Annotated in this window: 16 protein-coding genes and 1 riboswitch; of the genes, 2 read left to right on the forward strand and 14 right to left on the reverse strand. The window is 39.6% G+C overall.

All coding sequences use genetic code 11. From position 1 onward, the window contains the following. Positions 1 to 3: 3 nt before the first annotated feature. The 10 genes from H8Z77_RS04790 to H8Z77_RS04835 form a co-directional block, all read right to left on the reverse strand. On the reverse strand, positions 4 to 279 hold the full coding sequence (locus H8Z77_RS04790; RefSeq protein ID WP_235843933.1) for a BMC domain-containing protein: 276 nt from the start codon (positions 277 to 279) through the stop codon (positions 4 to 6). Positions 280 to 404: 125 nt separating this feature from the next. Then, positions 405 to 692: a BMC domain-containing protein gene (locus tag H8Z77_RS04795; protein WP_069989044.1), complete on the reverse strand. Its 288-nt coding sequence runs from the start codon at positions 690 to 692 to the stop codon at positions 405 to 407. Between the two features lie 19 nt (positions 693 to 711). After that, positions 712 to 984: a BMC domain-containing protein gene (locus tag H8Z77_RS04800; protein WP_186996341.1), complete on the reverse strand. Its 273-nt coding sequence runs from the start codon at positions 982 to 984 to the stop codon at positions 712 to 714. A gap of 44 nt (positions 985 to 1,028) precedes the next feature. Further along, positions 1,029 to 1,373, reverse strand: a complete 345-nt coding sequence (locus H8Z77_RS04805; RefSeq protein WP_069989046.1) for a BMC domain-containing protein — start codon at positions 1,371 to 1,373, stop codon at positions 1,029 to 1,031. A gap of 57 nt (positions 1,374 to 1,430) precedes the next feature. Then, positions 1,431 to 2,657 (reverse strand): zinc-binding dehydrogenase, encoded by a 1,227-nt coding sequence (locus H8Z77_RS04810; protein ID WP_069989047.1) that lies wholly within the window; start codon positions 2,655 to 2,657, stop codon positions 1,431 to 1,433. Between the two features lie 54 nt (positions 2,658 to 2,711). Then, positions 2,712 to 4,163 (reverse strand): aldehyde dehydrogenase family protein, encoded by a 1,452-nt coding sequence (locus tag H8Z77_RS04815; protein WP_186996342.1) that lies wholly within the window; start codon positions 4,161 to 4,163, stop codon positions 2,712 to 2,714. Positions 4,164 to 4,210: 47 nt separating this feature from the next. After that, on the reverse strand, positions 4,211 to 5,212 hold the full coding sequence (locus tag H8Z77_RS04820; RefSeq protein WP_069989049.1) for a cob(I)yrinic acid a,c-diamide adenosyltransferase: 1,002 nt from the start codon (positions 5,210 to 5,212) through the stop codon (positions 4,211 to 4,213). A gap of 171 nt (positions 5,213 to 5,383) precedes the next feature. After that, positions 5,384 to 6,232, reverse strand: a complete 849-nt coding sequence (locus H8Z77_RS04825; RefSeq protein ID WP_069989050.1) for a class II aldolase/adducin family protein — start codon at positions 6,230 to 6,232, stop codon at positions 5,384 to 5,386. Positions 6,233 to 6,266: 34 nt separating this feature from the next. Beyond that, positions 6,267 to 7,472, reverse strand: a complete 1,206-nt coding sequence (locus H8Z77_RS04830; protein ID WP_186996343.1) for an acetate kinase — start codon at positions 7,470 to 7,472, stop codon at positions 6,267 to 6,269. Between the two features lie 29 nt (positions 7,473 to 7,501). Further along, the gene (locus tag H8Z77_RS04835) at positions 7,502 to 8,974 is read right to left on the reverse strand and encodes a rhamnulokinase (protein WP_141720217.1); all 1,473 of its coding nucleotides are present in this window, start codon (positions 8,972 to 8,974) and stop codon (positions 7,502 to 7,504) included. A 357-nt stretch (positions 8,975 to 9,331) separates the two neighbouring features. On the opposite strand from H8Z77_RS04835, the gene H8Z77_RS04840 reads away from it, so the two are divergent. Beyond that, a complete protein-coding gene (locus H8Z77_RS04840; RefSeq protein WP_069989053.1) occupies positions 9,332 to 10,090 on the forward strand; it encodes a DeoR/GlpR family DNA-binding transcription regulator in 759 nt (252 codons plus the stop codon). 475 nt (positions 10,091 to 10,565) lie between these two features. On the opposite strand, the gene H8Z77_RS04845 is transcribed toward H8Z77_RS04840, so the two are convergent. The 4 genes from H8Z77_RS04845 to H8Z77_RS04860 all read right to left on the reverse strand — a co-directional run bounded on the left by H8Z77_RS04845 (position 10,566) and on the right by H8Z77_RS04860 (position 15,215). After that, positions 10,566 to 11,276 (reverse strand): response regulator, encoded by a 711-nt coding sequence (locus tag H8Z77_RS04845; RefSeq protein WP_069989054.1) that lies wholly within the window; start codon positions 11,274 to 11,276, stop codon positions 10,566 to 10,568. Continuing rightward, positions 11,269 to 13,968: an ATP-binding protein gene (locus H8Z77_RS04850; protein ID WP_186996344.1), complete on the reverse strand. Its 2,700-nt coding sequence runs from the start codon at positions 13,966 to 13,968 to the stop codon at positions 11,269 to 11,271. The genes H8Z77_RS04845 and H8Z77_RS04850 overlap by 8 nt, the downstream gene beginning before the upstream one ends. 126 nt (positions 13,969 to 14,094) lie before the next feature. Next, positions 14,095 to 14,985 (reverse strand): hypothetical protein, encoded by an 891-nt coding sequence (locus tag H8Z77_RS04855; protein WP_186996345.1) that lies wholly within the window; start codon positions 14,983 to 14,985, stop codon positions 14,095 to 14,097. Positions 14,986 to 15,005: 20 nt separating this feature from the next. Beyond that, a complete protein-coding gene (locus H8Z77_RS04860; protein WP_186996346.1) occupies positions 15,006 to 15,215 on the reverse strand; it encodes a hypothetical protein in 210 nt (69 codons plus the stop codon). Positions 15,216 to 15,530: 315 nt separating this feature from the next. Further along, positions 15,531 to 15,619: riboswitch (NiCo riboswitch) on the forward strand. Positions 15,620 to 15,711: 92 nt separating this feature from the next. Between H8Z77_RS04860 and H8Z77_RS04865 the strand changes: the two genes are divergently transcribed. Beyond that, on the forward strand, positions 15,712 to 16,635 hold the full coding sequence (locus H8Z77_RS04865) for a cation diffusion facilitator family transporter (RefSeq protein ID WP_186996347.1): 924 nt from the start codon (positions 15,712 to 15,714) through the stop codon (positions 16,633 to 16,635). The last annotated feature ends 36 nt before the right edge of the window (positions 16,636 to 16,671 follow it).

The following is a 16,671-nucleotide window of genomic DNA, read 5'->3' on the forward strand; positions in this document are numbered from 1 at the left end:
CTATTATAAGTTAGGGAACAATTTTGTAGTATCAGAATGAGGTCTTGGGATTACATGTGTAGCAACTACTTCACCCAGACGGGAGCCAGCTTGACCACCAGCTTCAACAGCAGCTTTTACAGCTCCAACATCGCCGCGAACCATTACGCATACCAAACCGGAACCGATTTTTTCAGAACCAATTAATGTAACATTAGCAGCTTTTACCATAGCATCTGTTGCTTCGATTGCAGCTACCAGACCTCTTGTTTCTACCATACCTAAAGCTTCCATTATTATATCCTCCTAATGAAAATTGGTGTTTTGCCACCGAATTCATCTTCCCTATATAGGGGTAATTTTTTCATTTAGAAGCTGCGCTTTTTCGGCTTTACCGATTATTTGCACAGCAAACCTATTGCTGATTAATCATCCAAATCATCCGAATAAAGGAATGGAATTAATTCCTCATGAGGACTTGGGATTACTTCGCAAAGTTTTACAGAGCCAACTTTGTCAGCTTCTTGTGCACCGGCTTCAGCAGCTGCGGTTACCGCAGATACTGTACCATCAATTACGATGGTTACCAAACGACCGCCCAAACGTTTTTCAACGTGGATAAGTCTGACATCGGCAGCCTTTAACATAGCATCAAGTCCGGCGATTGCCGCAGTCAACGCTTGCACTTCTAATAACGCAATTGCCTTATCCAATCGCAGTCACCTCAATTAATTATTTTGTTGGCAGCAATTTTTCTACATCGTTGTGTGGTCTTGGGATTACGTGTGTAGCAATAACTTCGCCCAGACGGGAAGCAGCTTGACCACCAGCTTCAACAGCAGCTTTTACAGCTCCAACGTCGCCACGAACCATGATGTTTACCAGACCGGAACCGATTTTTTCGGAACCAACTAATGTAACATTTGCAGCTTTGCACATTGCATCTGCGCCTTCGATTGCAGCAACTAAACCTCTTGTTTCTAATAAACCTAAAGCTTCTACCATGATATTCAAATCCTTTCTGAAATTGAATTTATTATACAAATCTTTTATTTTGTTTCTTTATTGTGCTTATATAATTTATCTCTTCCGAGCGTATTTTTATAAGCTAATTTATTGGTGTCAGATTCTGCACGGGAAATCACATGTGAAGTAATATAAAGATCGCGTTGTTTTGCAGCCGCTGAGCCTGCCTCTACAGCTGCTTCCACAGCTGCTACATCCCCTTCTAAACGCACACACATTACCAAAGGGACTGCTACAGTATCCACCACTGCTGGAGCTGGTTTGTTGTTTTCGATAGCGACGATCTTTACATTGCCAGCTTTTGCTGCCGCATCAGCTACCACAATGGATGTTGCAAAACCGTAAACTTCAATCATTCCTAATGCCATAAATCTTTCTCCCTTACAGAGTTGCTATTGTTTGTTATTATTATAACATACTTTTGCTTATTCGGCAATATAGCAAATCTTAATTCCTTTTTGAGCTACGTTTGTTTCCATAGCTTCATTCATTTGATCCAATGGATAAGAATGAGTGATCAATTCTTCGATTGGAACGCCTAATTTTCTAGCTTGTTTCAGGAATGCAATACCGATTGGATAATCCTGAGCGCTGTAGTCCCAAGAACCAACCATGTTAATTTCTTTTTGACACATAGCAAAGTGTGGATTTACTTCATAGGTACCATTGTTTACAAAGAAGCCCATTTCACAGAATCCACCGCCGCGTCTGATGTATTCATAAGCGTCAGCTGCTGCTTTTGGTGCACCTGTACATTGGTAAATAAAGTCTGCGCCTAAACCAGTCAAGGAAGATTCTTTTACCATTTTAACTCTTTCTTCCAAGTCTTTTACTTCAGAGAAGTTAATGGTCATGTTAGCGCCTAATTTTTTCGCCATTTCCAAACGCTGAGCATTGCCGTCAATTGCAATGACGTTGTTGATACCAGCAACAGTCAGAACGGACAGCATTGTCAAACCTACAGGGCCACAGCCTTGTAATACAACGGTGCTAGCAAAGTTCAACAGACCTGTGGATTTTCCTCTTTCCAGAGCATGTACACAAACTGTAACCAGTTCAAGTAACATTCTTTCTTTCAGGTTCAGGTCATTTACAACAAAGTAAGTTGGGTTTTTATCCCCTTTAATTACCATGTGGGTTGCAAACCAACCAGTCAGATGGTTATGATCGGAATCCTGTACCAAACCAAATACACCTTGGCCATCACACAGGTTTGTGTTTTCTGGATGCATACGGCAAATACCGCATTCTCCACAGCTCATTACAGAAGTAACGATTTTGTCGCCAATATTCAATGGTTTACCAGAAGTATCGCAGGTAACGTTTTTACCTTTTGCGATTACAGTACCAGTACCTTCGTGGCCCAATACAACTGGGATGATACCAAATGGGTCCATTTTCCATTCGTGAACGTCTGTACCACAAACGCCAGCACCTTCAACTTGAACCAGGATATCATCATCGCCTAATTCTGGAATAGGGAATTCTTTTACTTCAATGTTTTTTAAGCCAGTCAGCATAGCTACTTTAGCAGTAGTAGGAATTTTTGGAGCATTGTTGCAAGCAGCTGGAGCAGCTGGAGTTGCAGGTTTTGCACCATTCATTTCAGCCAGAACCTGGCGTACAATGTCATTAATTTGATTAGAATCCATTTATATGCACCTCTATTTTCTATCAATTTACCAAACCATCTAATGGAAAACCAATTAGATGATATGGAACATATCTTTCATTACACAACGGCGTTTTCTTGTAAAGCTTCTTGCGGAAGTCAAGCCTTCACCAGTTGGTCCTGCAATGGTAAAGGTTGTGTGGCCTTCTGCGCCAAAACCGATACCAGCATAAGATGGAGCATTTTTAACAAAGATCGTTGTCTCAATTGCTTTCGCAAATTTTGACAGATTTTCAATGTTTTTGGAATGCATATGAGCAGAATGTCTGTTTCCATGTTCAGCACGGACAGCTTTCTCGATTGCTTCGTCAATATCTTTGACACGGACAACAGCAAGGATTGGCATCATCAATTCAGTCTGAACAAACAAGTGGTCTTCTTCTACTTCACAGATCAGGCAACGAACACTGTCGTCCACTTCAATCCCCAAAGCAGCTGCGAATTTCTTCGCATCTCTACCAACCCAGTCTCTGCTAACAGAGTATGTGATTTTACCGGTTTTTTCGTTTTTCTTTTCTACCAAAACGATTTTTGCCAGTTCATCAGCCTGAGCTGCTGTAATAAAGTAAGCACCATTCTGCTGCATGTTGTACATCAGTTCATCTGCAATGTTGGAAAAAGCAAATACTTCTTTTTCAGCGATACATGGCAGATTGTTGTCGAATGTACATCCATCAATAATGTCTTTTGCAGCTTTTTTAATATCAGCAGTATCGTCAACAATAACAGGTGGGTTACCTGCGCCTGCGCCGATTGCTTTTTTACCAGAAGATAGAACAGATTTTACTACGCCAGGACCACCTGTACAAACCAACATTCTAACTCTTGGATCTTTGTACATTACATCTGCAGTTTGCATGGTTGGTTTTACCATAGAACAAACCAGGCTAGCTGGTCCGCCCGCTGCCAAAGATGCACGGTTTACCAGGTCTACCGCATAGTTGGAAACTTTAATTGCACCTGGATGTGGGTTGAATACAACCGCATTACCAGCAGCAATCATTGCAATAGAGTTGCAAATTACTGTTTCACTTGGGTTGGTACTTGGTGTAATAGCCCCGATGATTCCAAATGGAGCCATCTCTACCAGAGTCAAGCCGCCGTCACCGGACTGTGCTTCTGTCTGAATATCCTCTGTACCAGGTGTTTTATCAGCAACCAAAATATGTTTCAGTGTTTTATGTTCAACACGACCCATTTTGGTTTCTTCAACACCGAGTTTTGCCATAATTTCTGCTTCCGCACGGGTCAGTTTACGGATCTCGGTGATGATTTTTTCACGTTGTTCTACGCTCATGTTGCGGATTACTTTATAAGAATCAGCAGCGGCATCAATGCCTTCTTCCATGGTAGCGTAAACGCCCAAGTATTGTCTTCCGTTATATTGAGTGGAATCGTATGCTGGAGCAGATGTAGGAGTTGTACCTTGCATCTGAGCAACAACACTTTGTACAATTGAATCAATTTGATTTTGGGAAAATTCCATTCTTTTTCCAAACCCCCTTCATGAAAATTTCATTTTAATCGAATATATTAAAATGATTTTGTAAAGAGCTGAGCACCATATTCGGCGAGCCCTTTATCTTGGTCAGCTGTACCTCCGCTGACACCCAATGCACCAACCAGTTCCCCATTACTATCATACAAGGGGACACCGCCGCCAAACAGGATTAATTTCCCATTTGTGGTGTATTGCAAGCCCTCTAGGCCTGCCCCGGGCTCGGTCAGTTTGGCTACTTCTTCAGTAGTCATTTTTAAGGAGGCACTTGTATATGCCTTGTTTATCGCCACATCAATGCTGACGAGAAATGCATTGTCATCCCGTTTGAACGCGACCAGGTTGGCACCTTTGTCACATACTGCGGTTACAACACCCAAACCTTCTGCCCGCGCTTTTGTCATAACAGCTTCACATAAACGCTCCGCCTTATCACAAAATTGGTTGCCGTCGACAGTGATTTTTTCATCTGCTGCCACCGCAACCGCAGGAGTTGCAACAGGGGTTGAGGTTGCTGTCTCTTCTTCAGGTTTGGAAATTGGTGTGCCGCCGGAAAAATCAGCCATTCGAGCCAATGCATATACCAGATCGGAAATCCGGTTTAGCCATGCAATTGTATCGCGGGACATACCACCCATTTGAGAGGCGGCAACAGCTTCACGCTCTGCCCGGCGTACAACCGTTCTGGCTAAGTCCAAAGCCGCTCCTCCTTCGGTTTCACCCGGGAGGATAAAGGATTTGATCTCTGGCAGTTGGGTCATAATGGAATCAATCGCTTGCTCCAGATGATCCACTTTCTCTTTGGTGGTGAATTTTTCACCGCCAGCGATTTCGCCAGAAATCGCAATGACATCCTGCTGGATTTGTTCTACAACATCTCTGATGGTTTGAGGCAGTTTTTGTTTTGATAAACCAAGGGCAGATGAGAATTCGTCCAATGCTCCCAACAGTTTAAACACAGGGCTGTTTTTTGGGATTCTCATACGATTTTTTGTACTGGCAAACCCTGTATCGCCATTACGCGTATAAATACTCATCGCCCACCTCCTTTAATGATTGTTTACTAGCATGATTTTAGTCAAAACCTAAGTCCAAGAGGACAAGGGCGCAAACGGTTTTTTCTAAAATATACTTGATATGGAACCTATGGTTCCTGGGGTGCAAAGTTCCCTTTGCATTACAACCAAACTCGCTTTTCTGTCAAAAAATTATTTGTTCAGTTGAGCAATTACTTTTTTAGTGATTTCAGCAATCAGGCTGTTATCAACGTTTGCAGCAGTGTTGGTTGGAGGTGTAGATGGGATTACAGCTGCTGGATGTCTTACCTGGCTGCCGTCTGGGTTAGCAGAGTTCACTGGTACAGCGGAACCTGGCAGAACTTCACACTGTGGGCAACCTGGGTGTGCACCTGGTACGCCAAATTCTTTACGCAGTTCGAGCAATCTGTTAATTTGGTCACAGTCTAACTGTTGAGCGCCACCTAATTGACGGCAGTACATGCTAACTTTTGCAAAGAATTCTGTAGATTCCATCAGGAAATATGCTTTTTCCAATGTGTTACCGATGGTCAGAGCACCATGGTTTTTCAGCAGGAAGGAGTCATTTGTCTGAATATAAGGCATCAGAGAATCTGGAATTTCGTTTGTGGATGGGGTACCATATTCACAGATTGGAACTGTACCTAAGAAGATAACTGCTTCTGGCATGATGAAAGTATCCAGAGGGATATTGCATACAGCGTGAGCAGTAGCTACAGGAGGATGAGCATGAACAACAGCTGTTACGTCTGGTCTTTCAGCGAACACTCTCATGTGCATTTTAACTTCGGAAGAAGGTCTGCAGTCAGCTCTACCTTCTAATTTGTTCCCTTTTGCGTCTACTTTACAGATCATATCTGGGGTCATGAAACCTTTAGATACGCCTGTTGGTGTGCAGTAATACTCATTATCGCTGATTTTAACGGTGATGTTACCATCGTTAGCAGCAACGAAACCGTTCATGTAAATTCTTCTACCGATTTCGCAAATCTCTTTTTTGATTTCGTATCCTGATACCATTTTTCATTACCTCACTTTTTCAGTTAAAGTTTTTTTATTTATCTTGTGCTGCTAAAGTAGCAGTATCAAGCGCAATCATATATTCCTCGTTGGTTGGAATTACCAACACTTTTACCTTTCCGCCTTCTGCAGTAACATCTGCTTCTTGGCCTCTTGGTGCGGACGCATTCTTTTCGTTGTCCATTTGAATACCCAGGTAGTCCATGTTTTCACATACCCATTCCCGGACATCCGCACTGTTTTCACCTAAGCCAGCAGTAAAGACAATGCAATCCAGCCCATTCATTTCCGCTACATAGCTACCAATATGTTTTTTAATGCCGTGTACCAGAATTTTTTCCGCCAAGCGTGCTCTTTCATTTCCCTGTGCAGCGGCTTCCCTAACATTACGGGCGTCACTGGAAACACCGGATACGCCTAACAAACCGGATTTTTTATTAATAATGGTTTCTACTTCTTCTCCACTCATTCCCAATGCATTCACCATGTATGGAAGGATGGAAGGATCGATATCACCACAGCGTGTACCCATCAGGATACCACCGTTTGGCATGAATCCCATAGAGGTATCCACTGCTTTACCGTGGTCGACAGCGGTAATGGAAGAACCATTCCCCAAGTGGCAAGTGATAATTTTCAAATCTTTGATGTCTTTACCCAACATTTCTGCTGCACGGGACGCAACATAACGATGGGAAGTTCCATGGAAGCCATAGCGACGAATTTGATGTTCCTCATATAATTCATAAGGCAGAGGATATACATAGCTCTCTGGTTCCATTGTAGAATAAAAAGAGGTATCAAATACACCAACCTGTGGAACACCGTCCATCAATTTACGGCAAGCCTCAATCCCTTTGATTGCAGGTGGAACGTGCAGTGGCGCCAGATTTTGAATGGAATATAAATATTCCAAATCCTCATCTTTAATTACGGCGGATTCTTTTAATTTTTCACCGCCATGGGCGATACGGTGGCCAACAGCATCAATTTCATCAATGCTTTTAATCACGCCGTATGTATCATCCTGCAACATGCTGAGTACCAGCTGAATTGCTTCGTCGTGGGATTTTAAATCCACTTCTTTTTTATAATCTTCTGCGCCGCTTTTTTTATGTGTAATTACGCCATCAATACCGATGCGTTCACATAACCCTTTGGCGAGAACATCATTTGTCTCCATATCAATAAATTGATACTTCAATGAAGAACTTCCTGAGTTAATAACCAGAATCTTCATAACTTTTATATGCCCCAATCTATGTTATATTATTTACCAACGATTTCTAAGAAGCGGCTATAAGCTGCATCATAACTCGCTGCGTCTTTTACATCATATTCTTTTGGTTCAACAGAATCTTTTACAATTTTACGAGCTTCTTTCAAACCGCTAATTTCATTTAACGCAATCAGCTGAACCGCAATGTTACCAGTAGCTGTTGCTTCGATTGGACCAGCAACTACTTTTACATTACAGGAATCTGCTGTCATCTGACAAAGCAGTCTATCTTTGGTACCGCCACCCAGCATATGAATTGTGTTATAAGTTTTGCCAGTTACTTCACGGATTGCATTGAAAGCATAACGGTATTTCATTGCCAAACTTTCGTAGATACAACGCATGATTTCGCCACGGTTCTGAGGAACATATTGGCCGGTTCTTTCACAGAATTCCTGTACACGTTTTGGCAGGTTGCCTGGTTTTTCAAAGTCTAAGCAATCTGGATCAATAAAGCATTTGAATGGTTCACAAGCTAGTGCTTCTTTTTCCAGATCAGCAAAAGTAACTTCAAAGCCTTCCCTGATCCACTGTCTACGGGATTCCTGGATTAACCAAGTGCCCATGATGTTTTTCAGGAAACGGACTGTTCTGTCATAACCACCTTCGTTGGTTACGTTCAATTCTTCAGAAGCTTTGCTGATAATTGGTTTATCCAATTCAGTACCAAACAGGCTCCAGGTACCACAGCTGATATAGATGAAGTCTTTTTCTTCAGAAGGAACAGATACAACAGCGGAAGCTGTGTCATGTGTACATACTGCAATTACTGGAACTTTTGGAGCGCCCAATTCTTCACAAATATCATCAGACAACATGCCATAAATGCTACCAGCGTCAATGATTTCTGGAAGGATAGAAGTAGGAACACCCAATTTTTCCAACAGGTCATAAGTCCATTCCCCTGTATTAGGGTTCATAATCTGGGAAGTAGAAACAATAGAATATTCCGCTTTTTTCACACCTGTTAAGAAATAAGCAAACAGGTCAGGAATAAACAGCATTGTTTCTGCTCTTTCCAACAGTTCTGGTTCTTTTTGCGCAATTGTGAACAGCTGGAAAATTGTGTTGAATTTCATAATTTGAATTCCTGTTTCATTGTACACTTCTTCTTTTGGAACAACAGAAAACAGTTTTTCTGGCATACCATCTGTACGGGAGTCACGATAATGGACAGGATTTTGCAACAGGTTGCCGTTTTTATCTAACAGGCCAAAGTCAACCCCCCAAGTGTCAATACCAATTGCATCAAAACCGCCTGCATGGATTGCTTTGGTAATACCTGTTTTAATTTCATGGAACAAACGGAGGATATCCCAATAAAAAGTTCCATTCACCATAACAGGGTCATTGGTAAATCTATGGATTTCTTCCATTTGGAAGGACTTACCATCAAACTCACCAATAATTGCACGACCACTGGAAGCACCGAAATCGAATGCCAGCACACGTTTTTTACCCAATATACTCACATCTCCTTTAAATATGTTATCTTAATACTGTATAAATACAGTATAGGAATCAAAAATAAAATTTAGCACAAATGGGCGGATGATAGTACATTTGTGCTAAATTCACCACAGAAATGTCCATATCAATCAACCGCCTTTCTAATTTATGATTAAAATTGATTGCTTTTTTCCCGATAATTTGCTACCATTATTATATAGGAAAATCCTTGTTGTGTCTATATCTGGCGTAAATTTAGATTAATGCACACTAATAGGGGTGAATTTAATCATAAATAATCATAAATAATCAACCTTAATAAAACACAACTGATTTTAAGGATATTACAAAAATAATAACAGGAGAAAATTATGCTACCATTACAAAGACAAAATGATATTTTAGAAATTTTATCCAAACAGCATGTTGCCTCTGTGGAAGACCTCTGCAAACAGCTTTATTCCAGTGGTGCGACGATCCGCAGGGATTTAAAAAAACTGGAAGCAGATGGGCTAATTAAACGAACTCACGGTGGCGCTGCCATTATTGAGAGCACTACATCAGAATTTCCCCTTGCCTTACGAGAAAGTGAAAACATGGAGCAAAAAGACATGATTGCTCAAAAAGCGCTCCGGTATATCCGAAATGGACAAACCATTTTTTTAGATTCCAGTAGTACAGTTTGCCGGTTAGCCCGCTACCTGAAAAACTATTCGGATATTACAGTAGTAACCAATGGCATCCGTGTAGCGGATATCCTGGCAGATTACAAAGGGGTAAAGGTTTACTGTGCTGGAGGGATGGTTCGACAAAATGCCAAATCCATTGTTGGGTCTGCTGCCTGTGAATTCATCTCCCATTTCCATGCCGACTTGGCTTTTATGTCCAGTAGAGGAATTGACCTAACCATTGGAGCAACTGTCCCTTCGGAAGATGAAGCTAATATCAAAAGAGCTTTTATTAACAGTACCAAACGGCCCATTTTATTGTTTGACTCCAGCAAACTGGATACCCAATATTTTTGTAGAATTTGCCATTTAAATCAGTTTTGGCAGTTGATCTGCGATATTGAACTTCCAAAAAAATATCAGGATTTACAATACCAAACAGAACAAAATACCCTAATTTAGTTCTATTTAACATATAAATTTTAACTGAAAATCAGAAAAATATCAAGTGATTTCTCGATTTTTGAAAACTTATTCACACAATATGGCACTATCCACAGTTCAAAACGGATCTTTTGTGTAAATTGCAGTATTGATTCCTAATTTATAGAATAAATTGGGTTATTCCTTATCTAATATACTAGATATAGTACCACAATTTTAATAAATAATTTGTGTTACTTTTATCCCCTATTATCATAATAGGATTTTTATTATTTTTCAACGTGTTTTTGTTTCCACTAAAGTAAAATTACCCCAATTTAATCAGATTCACTACAACTAAGTATAAATATTTTGAATCATGAAAAGTTACTAAAAAATTTCTTTTACCACATTGTATGCCTATCCTGACTATTACCGATAATAACCCATTATTTTTGTGCTTGTTATTAAAAAACCTCTTTCCTTGTGTTCACAAAGAAGGAGGTTTTTCTCTTTATTCTTCTGAAGAAATACGTAACATCCGGTATCCTACTCCAACATGAGTTTGAATATATTTTGGATTACTGGTATTCTGCTCAATTTTTTTGCGCAATGTCGCCATAAATACCCGCAAAGATGGAATATCACTTTCCAAAGTACTGCCCCAAACTTCTTTTAGAATAAATTTGTGGGTCAGCACTTTACCAATATTACGCGCTAATAAACAAAGCAGTTTATATTCTATTGGGGTAAGGTGCAGTTCTTTCCCATCAATATAAGCACAGCCAGAAGCAAAGTCTATTTTCAAGCCACCATTTACAAAAATAGACTTTTCTTGTTCCGCAATACTATTGGTATAACTAATACGACGTAATGTTACACGAAGACGCGCCAATAATTCTTGTACACTAAAAGGCTTTGTCAAATAATCATCCGCACCAGCATCCAAAGCATCAATTTTGTCCTGATCCTCGCTGCGAGCACTAATCACAATAATGGGTACATTGGACCATGTACGGATTTTTTTAATCACATCAACCCCATCAATATCTGGTAATCCCAAATCCAGCAGGATAATATCAGGGTGTTGAGAAACCGCTTCCATTAATGCCTGGTTTCCGTTCACCGCAGTATGATATTTATAGTCTTGAGTTTCCAAGGTCGTTGTAATTAAGTTGCGGACAGCATGATCATCTTCCACAACCAATAAAAATGGTTTATTCATGAATGGTTACCTCCTCAGCCGGTAGTGTAAATTGGAATATTGCACCATGAGGGTGATTATCTTTTACACAAATATCCCCTCCATGAGCATTGATAATGGATTTGCATAATGCTAAACCAAGGCCAAGGCCTCGCCTGCTATCCGCCACTCCTTTATGGGTAGTATAGAACATTTCAAATAAATTCACCTTTTCGTTATCAGGAATTCCATTACCGTCATCGGCAATGGATACTTCTACCCATTTTTCTTTTTTCTTGACTGAAACCGTAATGTGGGAGCCTTCTGGCGTATATTTAATCGCATTATCAATTATATTGATAAATACTTGAATCATGAGACGGGAATCCATTCGCGCCATAATCAAATCATCTTCCATTTCCACGCGGATATGATGTTTTACACTTTCCCGGTTAATATGGCGAAGAGATTCTGTAATTACTTCTTCCAGCAACTCTACTTCAGAGCGGATATTCATACTGCCATCCTCAATTCTAGTAACAGAGAGCAAGTTTTCGACCAAATTAAACAACCACATAGAGTCATCATAAATATCTGTATATAATTGCATCCTTTTATCTTTGTCCAAAGAATCCGCACTAGACATCAACATGCCTGCATTACCAGAAATACTGGTTAATGGCGTCCTTAAATCGTGGGAAATGGAACGCAGTAAATTGGCACGCAGTTGTTCTTGCTGCGCCTTCATAGCAGCCTGCTTTTTGGTTTCATTTAAATATTCCTGATCCAAGGCAAGGCCACACTCACCAAGCATGGAAATCAGTAGGCTGTTTTCAAAAGAATCCAGTTCGTCATGGTTCAATACAACTGCTACCACACCATACACTTGTTCTTTTCCCCGAACCGCCATGTAAAGGGATTTTGCTCCTGGTAGAGTATTAGTTGTTGCACCTGCATGTTTATTGTTTTTAAACACCCACTTCGCTACCGCTTGCTCCTCATGAGTGGTATATTGTAAAATATCCTCCTCATATTCAGAACGACAAAAAACAGCTGGTGGACGGAGAGAATTGTTTTCCCTGCCATAAAAGATAATATTGCGGTCTAATAATTTAATCAACTGGTTTGCGGTTTCACAGATAATTTCACTTTTCGTATTCGCCTGTTGTAATTTCTGATTCGTTTCCAATAAAATAGAGGTACGATATGCCCTTCTCGCAACTTGTCTTGCCTGGTCTTTTAATTTCATAGTCAACGTACCTGTAATAAACGCCGCAATAAACATTACCACAAAAGTCACTGGATATTCTGCCCCATTTGCGGAAAAGGTAAACCTGGGTTCTGTAAACAAAAAATTAAAGACAAGTACACTAAACAGCGCTGAAACTAGACTATATACGATATTTGAGGTAATAATCGAGGTTAATAGTACACCTAAAATATAAATAGTAATAATATTGGCTTCACTAAATCCCAATTCAAAAAATCCCAAACAAATCAATGTTACTATGATCAATACACCCAATGCTTTTACCGTATCTTTGACAGAAAAAGTGTACTGATGTTTCTGTAGAAAATTCATTTTTCGGTAAGGGTGCGTATGTTTATCTGGAATAATATAAATATCCAGATTAGGCGCCATTTGAGTTAAACGGTCAGCAAAAGAAGGTTTTGGAAATAAGAGATTTTTTTTGGCGTTGGTGCGTCCTAGTACAATTTTAGAAACGCCGGATAACCGTGCGAATTCCGCAATCTGCGCGGGAATATCCTCTCCATATACTGTGGCGATTTTTGCCCCTAACTGTTCTGCCAATTTCAGGTTATTCCGCAACATCATCCGGTCTGCATCGTTCATATTCACAAAATCCGGCGTTTCAACAAATAATGCGGTAAACATTCCTTTAAATGCGCTTGCCATACGGGCCGCTGTCCGGATTACCTTCGCATTGGAAGGGGCAGCAGATAAACAGATTAGAATATGTTCTTCTGTATAGGAAGTTGATTTTTTCTTCTTTTTTTCAGAAACCCTATTGACCCGGTCAGCAGTACGGCGGAGGGCAATTTCCCGCAAGGAAATTAGATTTTCCACTGTAAAGAAATTATCTAACGCCTTTTGAGCTTGCTGCTCTCGATAAATTTTTCCATTATTTAAACGGGAAATTAGGTCCTCCGGTTCAATATCCACCAATTCTACTTGGTCCGCATTGTCAAATACAGAATCAGGGATACGCTCCCGTACTGTAACGCCAGTAATAGATGCAACAATATCATTCAGGCTTTCCAGATGCTGCACATTTACGGTGGTATATACATCTATACCTGCTGTAAGCAGTTCATTAATATCCTGATAACGCTTGATATGCCGGCACTCATCCGCATTACTATGCGCTAATTCATCCACTAAAATAAGCTGTGGATGACGTTTTAACGCTCCATCCAGGTCAAACTCATTTAACACAATTCCTTTATGGTGAGCTTTTAAAAGAGGTAAAACCTCCAATCCGTCCAGCAATGCTAAAGTTTCTGGACGTACATGGGGTTCAATATAGCCCGCAACTACATCAACCCCTTTTTTCTTTGCTTGGTGGGCAGCTTCCAACATGGCATAGGTTTTCCCCACACCAGCCGCATAACCAAAAAATATTTTTAGCCTTCCTCTTTTATGGGCGCTTTGTTCCTGTTCCTTTTTTATTTGGCCCAGCAACAACTCTGGGTCCGGTCTTTGATCCATCATAAGGAATAAGATCTCCTCCATTTTTATTGTTTCTTATTTTTTATTATAGCAGATAATCCTTGTTGCTATATTAGAATTTTATTAAGAACAGGAAGTTTGTATTAAGATAATATAAAGACTTTCCTTTTAATTTCGTTCTGGAACCACTGGAAATAAAATTTTTAAAAAAACTTTTTCTGCTGCAGAACCAGTCCGATAATCAAACCGAAGCCTCAACCCATTCGCGTCAGTGACACGAAAATCTTCATTATCATAGGAGATTGTAATCCCTTTTTCGCTTAAGGCAAGACGGAGAGCAAGTTCCCACTGAAATAAAGAAATTTCTTCTTTTTCTTGGAGTTTCTCTACTAAATACTCAAATTCCATGACACTCACCTGGTCATTTAAAAATAACATCCAAAGATATTTTTGTTGTTCTACAGAAAGGGATTGCAAAAAAGAAATTTTCTGTTCCTGGCATTCAAAAATTAAATATCGATAAAAGGTGTTGGGATCTACCTCAGTAAAATCTGAAAATTTGTCTTGATTATGAATAGAACGCCGGATAGGTAGATAATTGCTGCGGTAGGTAAGATACTGTAAAATCTGATACAGATCCTCTAATTCTTCCAAATCCTCTACTTGTATTTTTACGCAAAGCTCACCCATCTGTCCAAAGTCTTTTCCAGAAATATTCCGTTTTTGAAGTAGAATTTGTTTCTGATCCTCTGAACAGATTGCTTGTAATTCAGCAGATTCCATTTCCCCAATCATCCCATAAAAAGAAATTGGATATTGTTGAGAAATGAAAGCCGCACAAACTCCGTATTCATCCCAAAAACTATCGCACAAAAAATAAGAATATGGGAAAAAGATCCATAAAGCATGGTCTTTTTTCATTTGGTAAACTTTTGGATCAATTTCCAATTCTACACTCAAGCAATATAGTATTTGTAATAACATAGATGAGGCATCCGCGTGTTTTGCCCAAGCAGGAAATGAAATTGTTTTTTGTGCCGCAATTCTCTTATGGTGCATAAATACCTCCTTAATACCAATCAAAACGCAAAGCCAAACAATAAAGCGATTGGTACCGCGGCAATAGAAGCAACGGCACAAACAATAGCTAGTAAAACAAGGGGAAGCCCCAAACAAATAGCTGAACAAACCGCATTTGGAAATTGTTCTATTTTATTGCCAAAGGCCCTCCAAAAACGGAACCATAAGTTTAATCTTTTGTCTGGTACATAATATATTTGATACATCATAAACTCTTCTTTCTTTAGGAATATACAATAATCCATATTTCTATATTCAAGTGTATCATAAATCAAATAAATACAGTATTAAACTCGTTCTATACCGTATTAACATCATATAAATGTTGCTGTATCTCCAACTATTTAAATATAAAAAGATCCGGCTTATTAGCAGTAAATTCCTATTCTGTTATTTGTAAAACCCAATAAATTTTTAATACAGACTATTTCAAAATATTTATACAACTTTCACCTTGACAAATCAAACTGCATATGATATGATAAATAAAATTTTAATTGTTTATGGGATAAAATAGCAATTTGACCACATAAAATGAGCAGGCAGATCTTTTGTAGCCGGGTTGCATAATTGCGACAGCAGATGAAGAATATTTCGCATCTGTGGGACATTTTTTATGTTCCGCAGATGTTTTTTTATTTCTTGGAAAATTTTTGCTATCTCCCCCTGCAAAGATTTGTTTCCCATTGAATGGAGTGATTTTTTATGAAACAACAAACAAACCAACAGATTGCCATGCGTGTATCTTGGATTACCATGATAATCAATATTGTATTATCTATTTTTAAATTTCTAGCGGGTATTTTCGCAAAGTCTGGCGCTATGCTATCTGACGCCGTCCACTCTGCTTCTGATGTATTTAGCACGATTATTGTCATGATTGGGGTAAAAATATCTGGCAAAGCTTCGGATAAAGGTCATCCCTACGGGCATGAGCGAATGGAATGTGTTGCAGCCATCTTATTAGCTATTTTTTTAGCGGCTACTGGTATTGGCATTGGTTATACTGGCATAACCAAAATTATTTCTGGTAATCCCAACGAACTATCCATACCTGGAATGCTGGCGTTAATCGCTGCAATTGTCTCAATTATTGTAAAAGAAGGGATGTATTGGTACACAAGGCATGCTGCCAAAAAAATCAATTCCAGCGCATTGATGGCGGATGCCTGGCACCATCGTTCTGATGCCTTATCCTCGGTAGGTAGCTTTGTTGGTATTTTAGGTGCCCGCTTAGGATTTCCTATTCTCGACCCACTGGCTAGTATTGTGATCTGCTGTTTTATTGTAAAAGCCGCTTTTTCCATCTTTATGGACGCAATCAGCAAAATGACTGACCAATCCTGTGATGAAAAAACCGAAGAAGAAATGCGTGTAACTATCATGGAACAGCCCGGTGTAATGGGGATTGATCAAATAAAAACTCGTCTATTTGGTGACCGTGTTTATGTAGATATTGAAATTCGCGCTGATGGAGAGCAAACTTTAAACCAAGCACATCAAATTGCGCAAATGGTGCACGACCAAATCGAGCATCGTTTTCCTACTGTAAAACATTGTATGGTTCATGTAAATCCCGCCTCTTCTTCCCAATTAACAAATAACATGACAGAAGATGAAAAGTTCTAAATCTTGCGAAAAATTCGAAATTATGGTATACTAAGA

It is taken from the genome of Clostridium facile (assembly GCF_014297275.1).
Lineage (GTDB): Bacteria > Bacillota > Clostridia > Oscillospirales > Ruminococcaceae > Massilioclostridium > Massilioclostridium facile.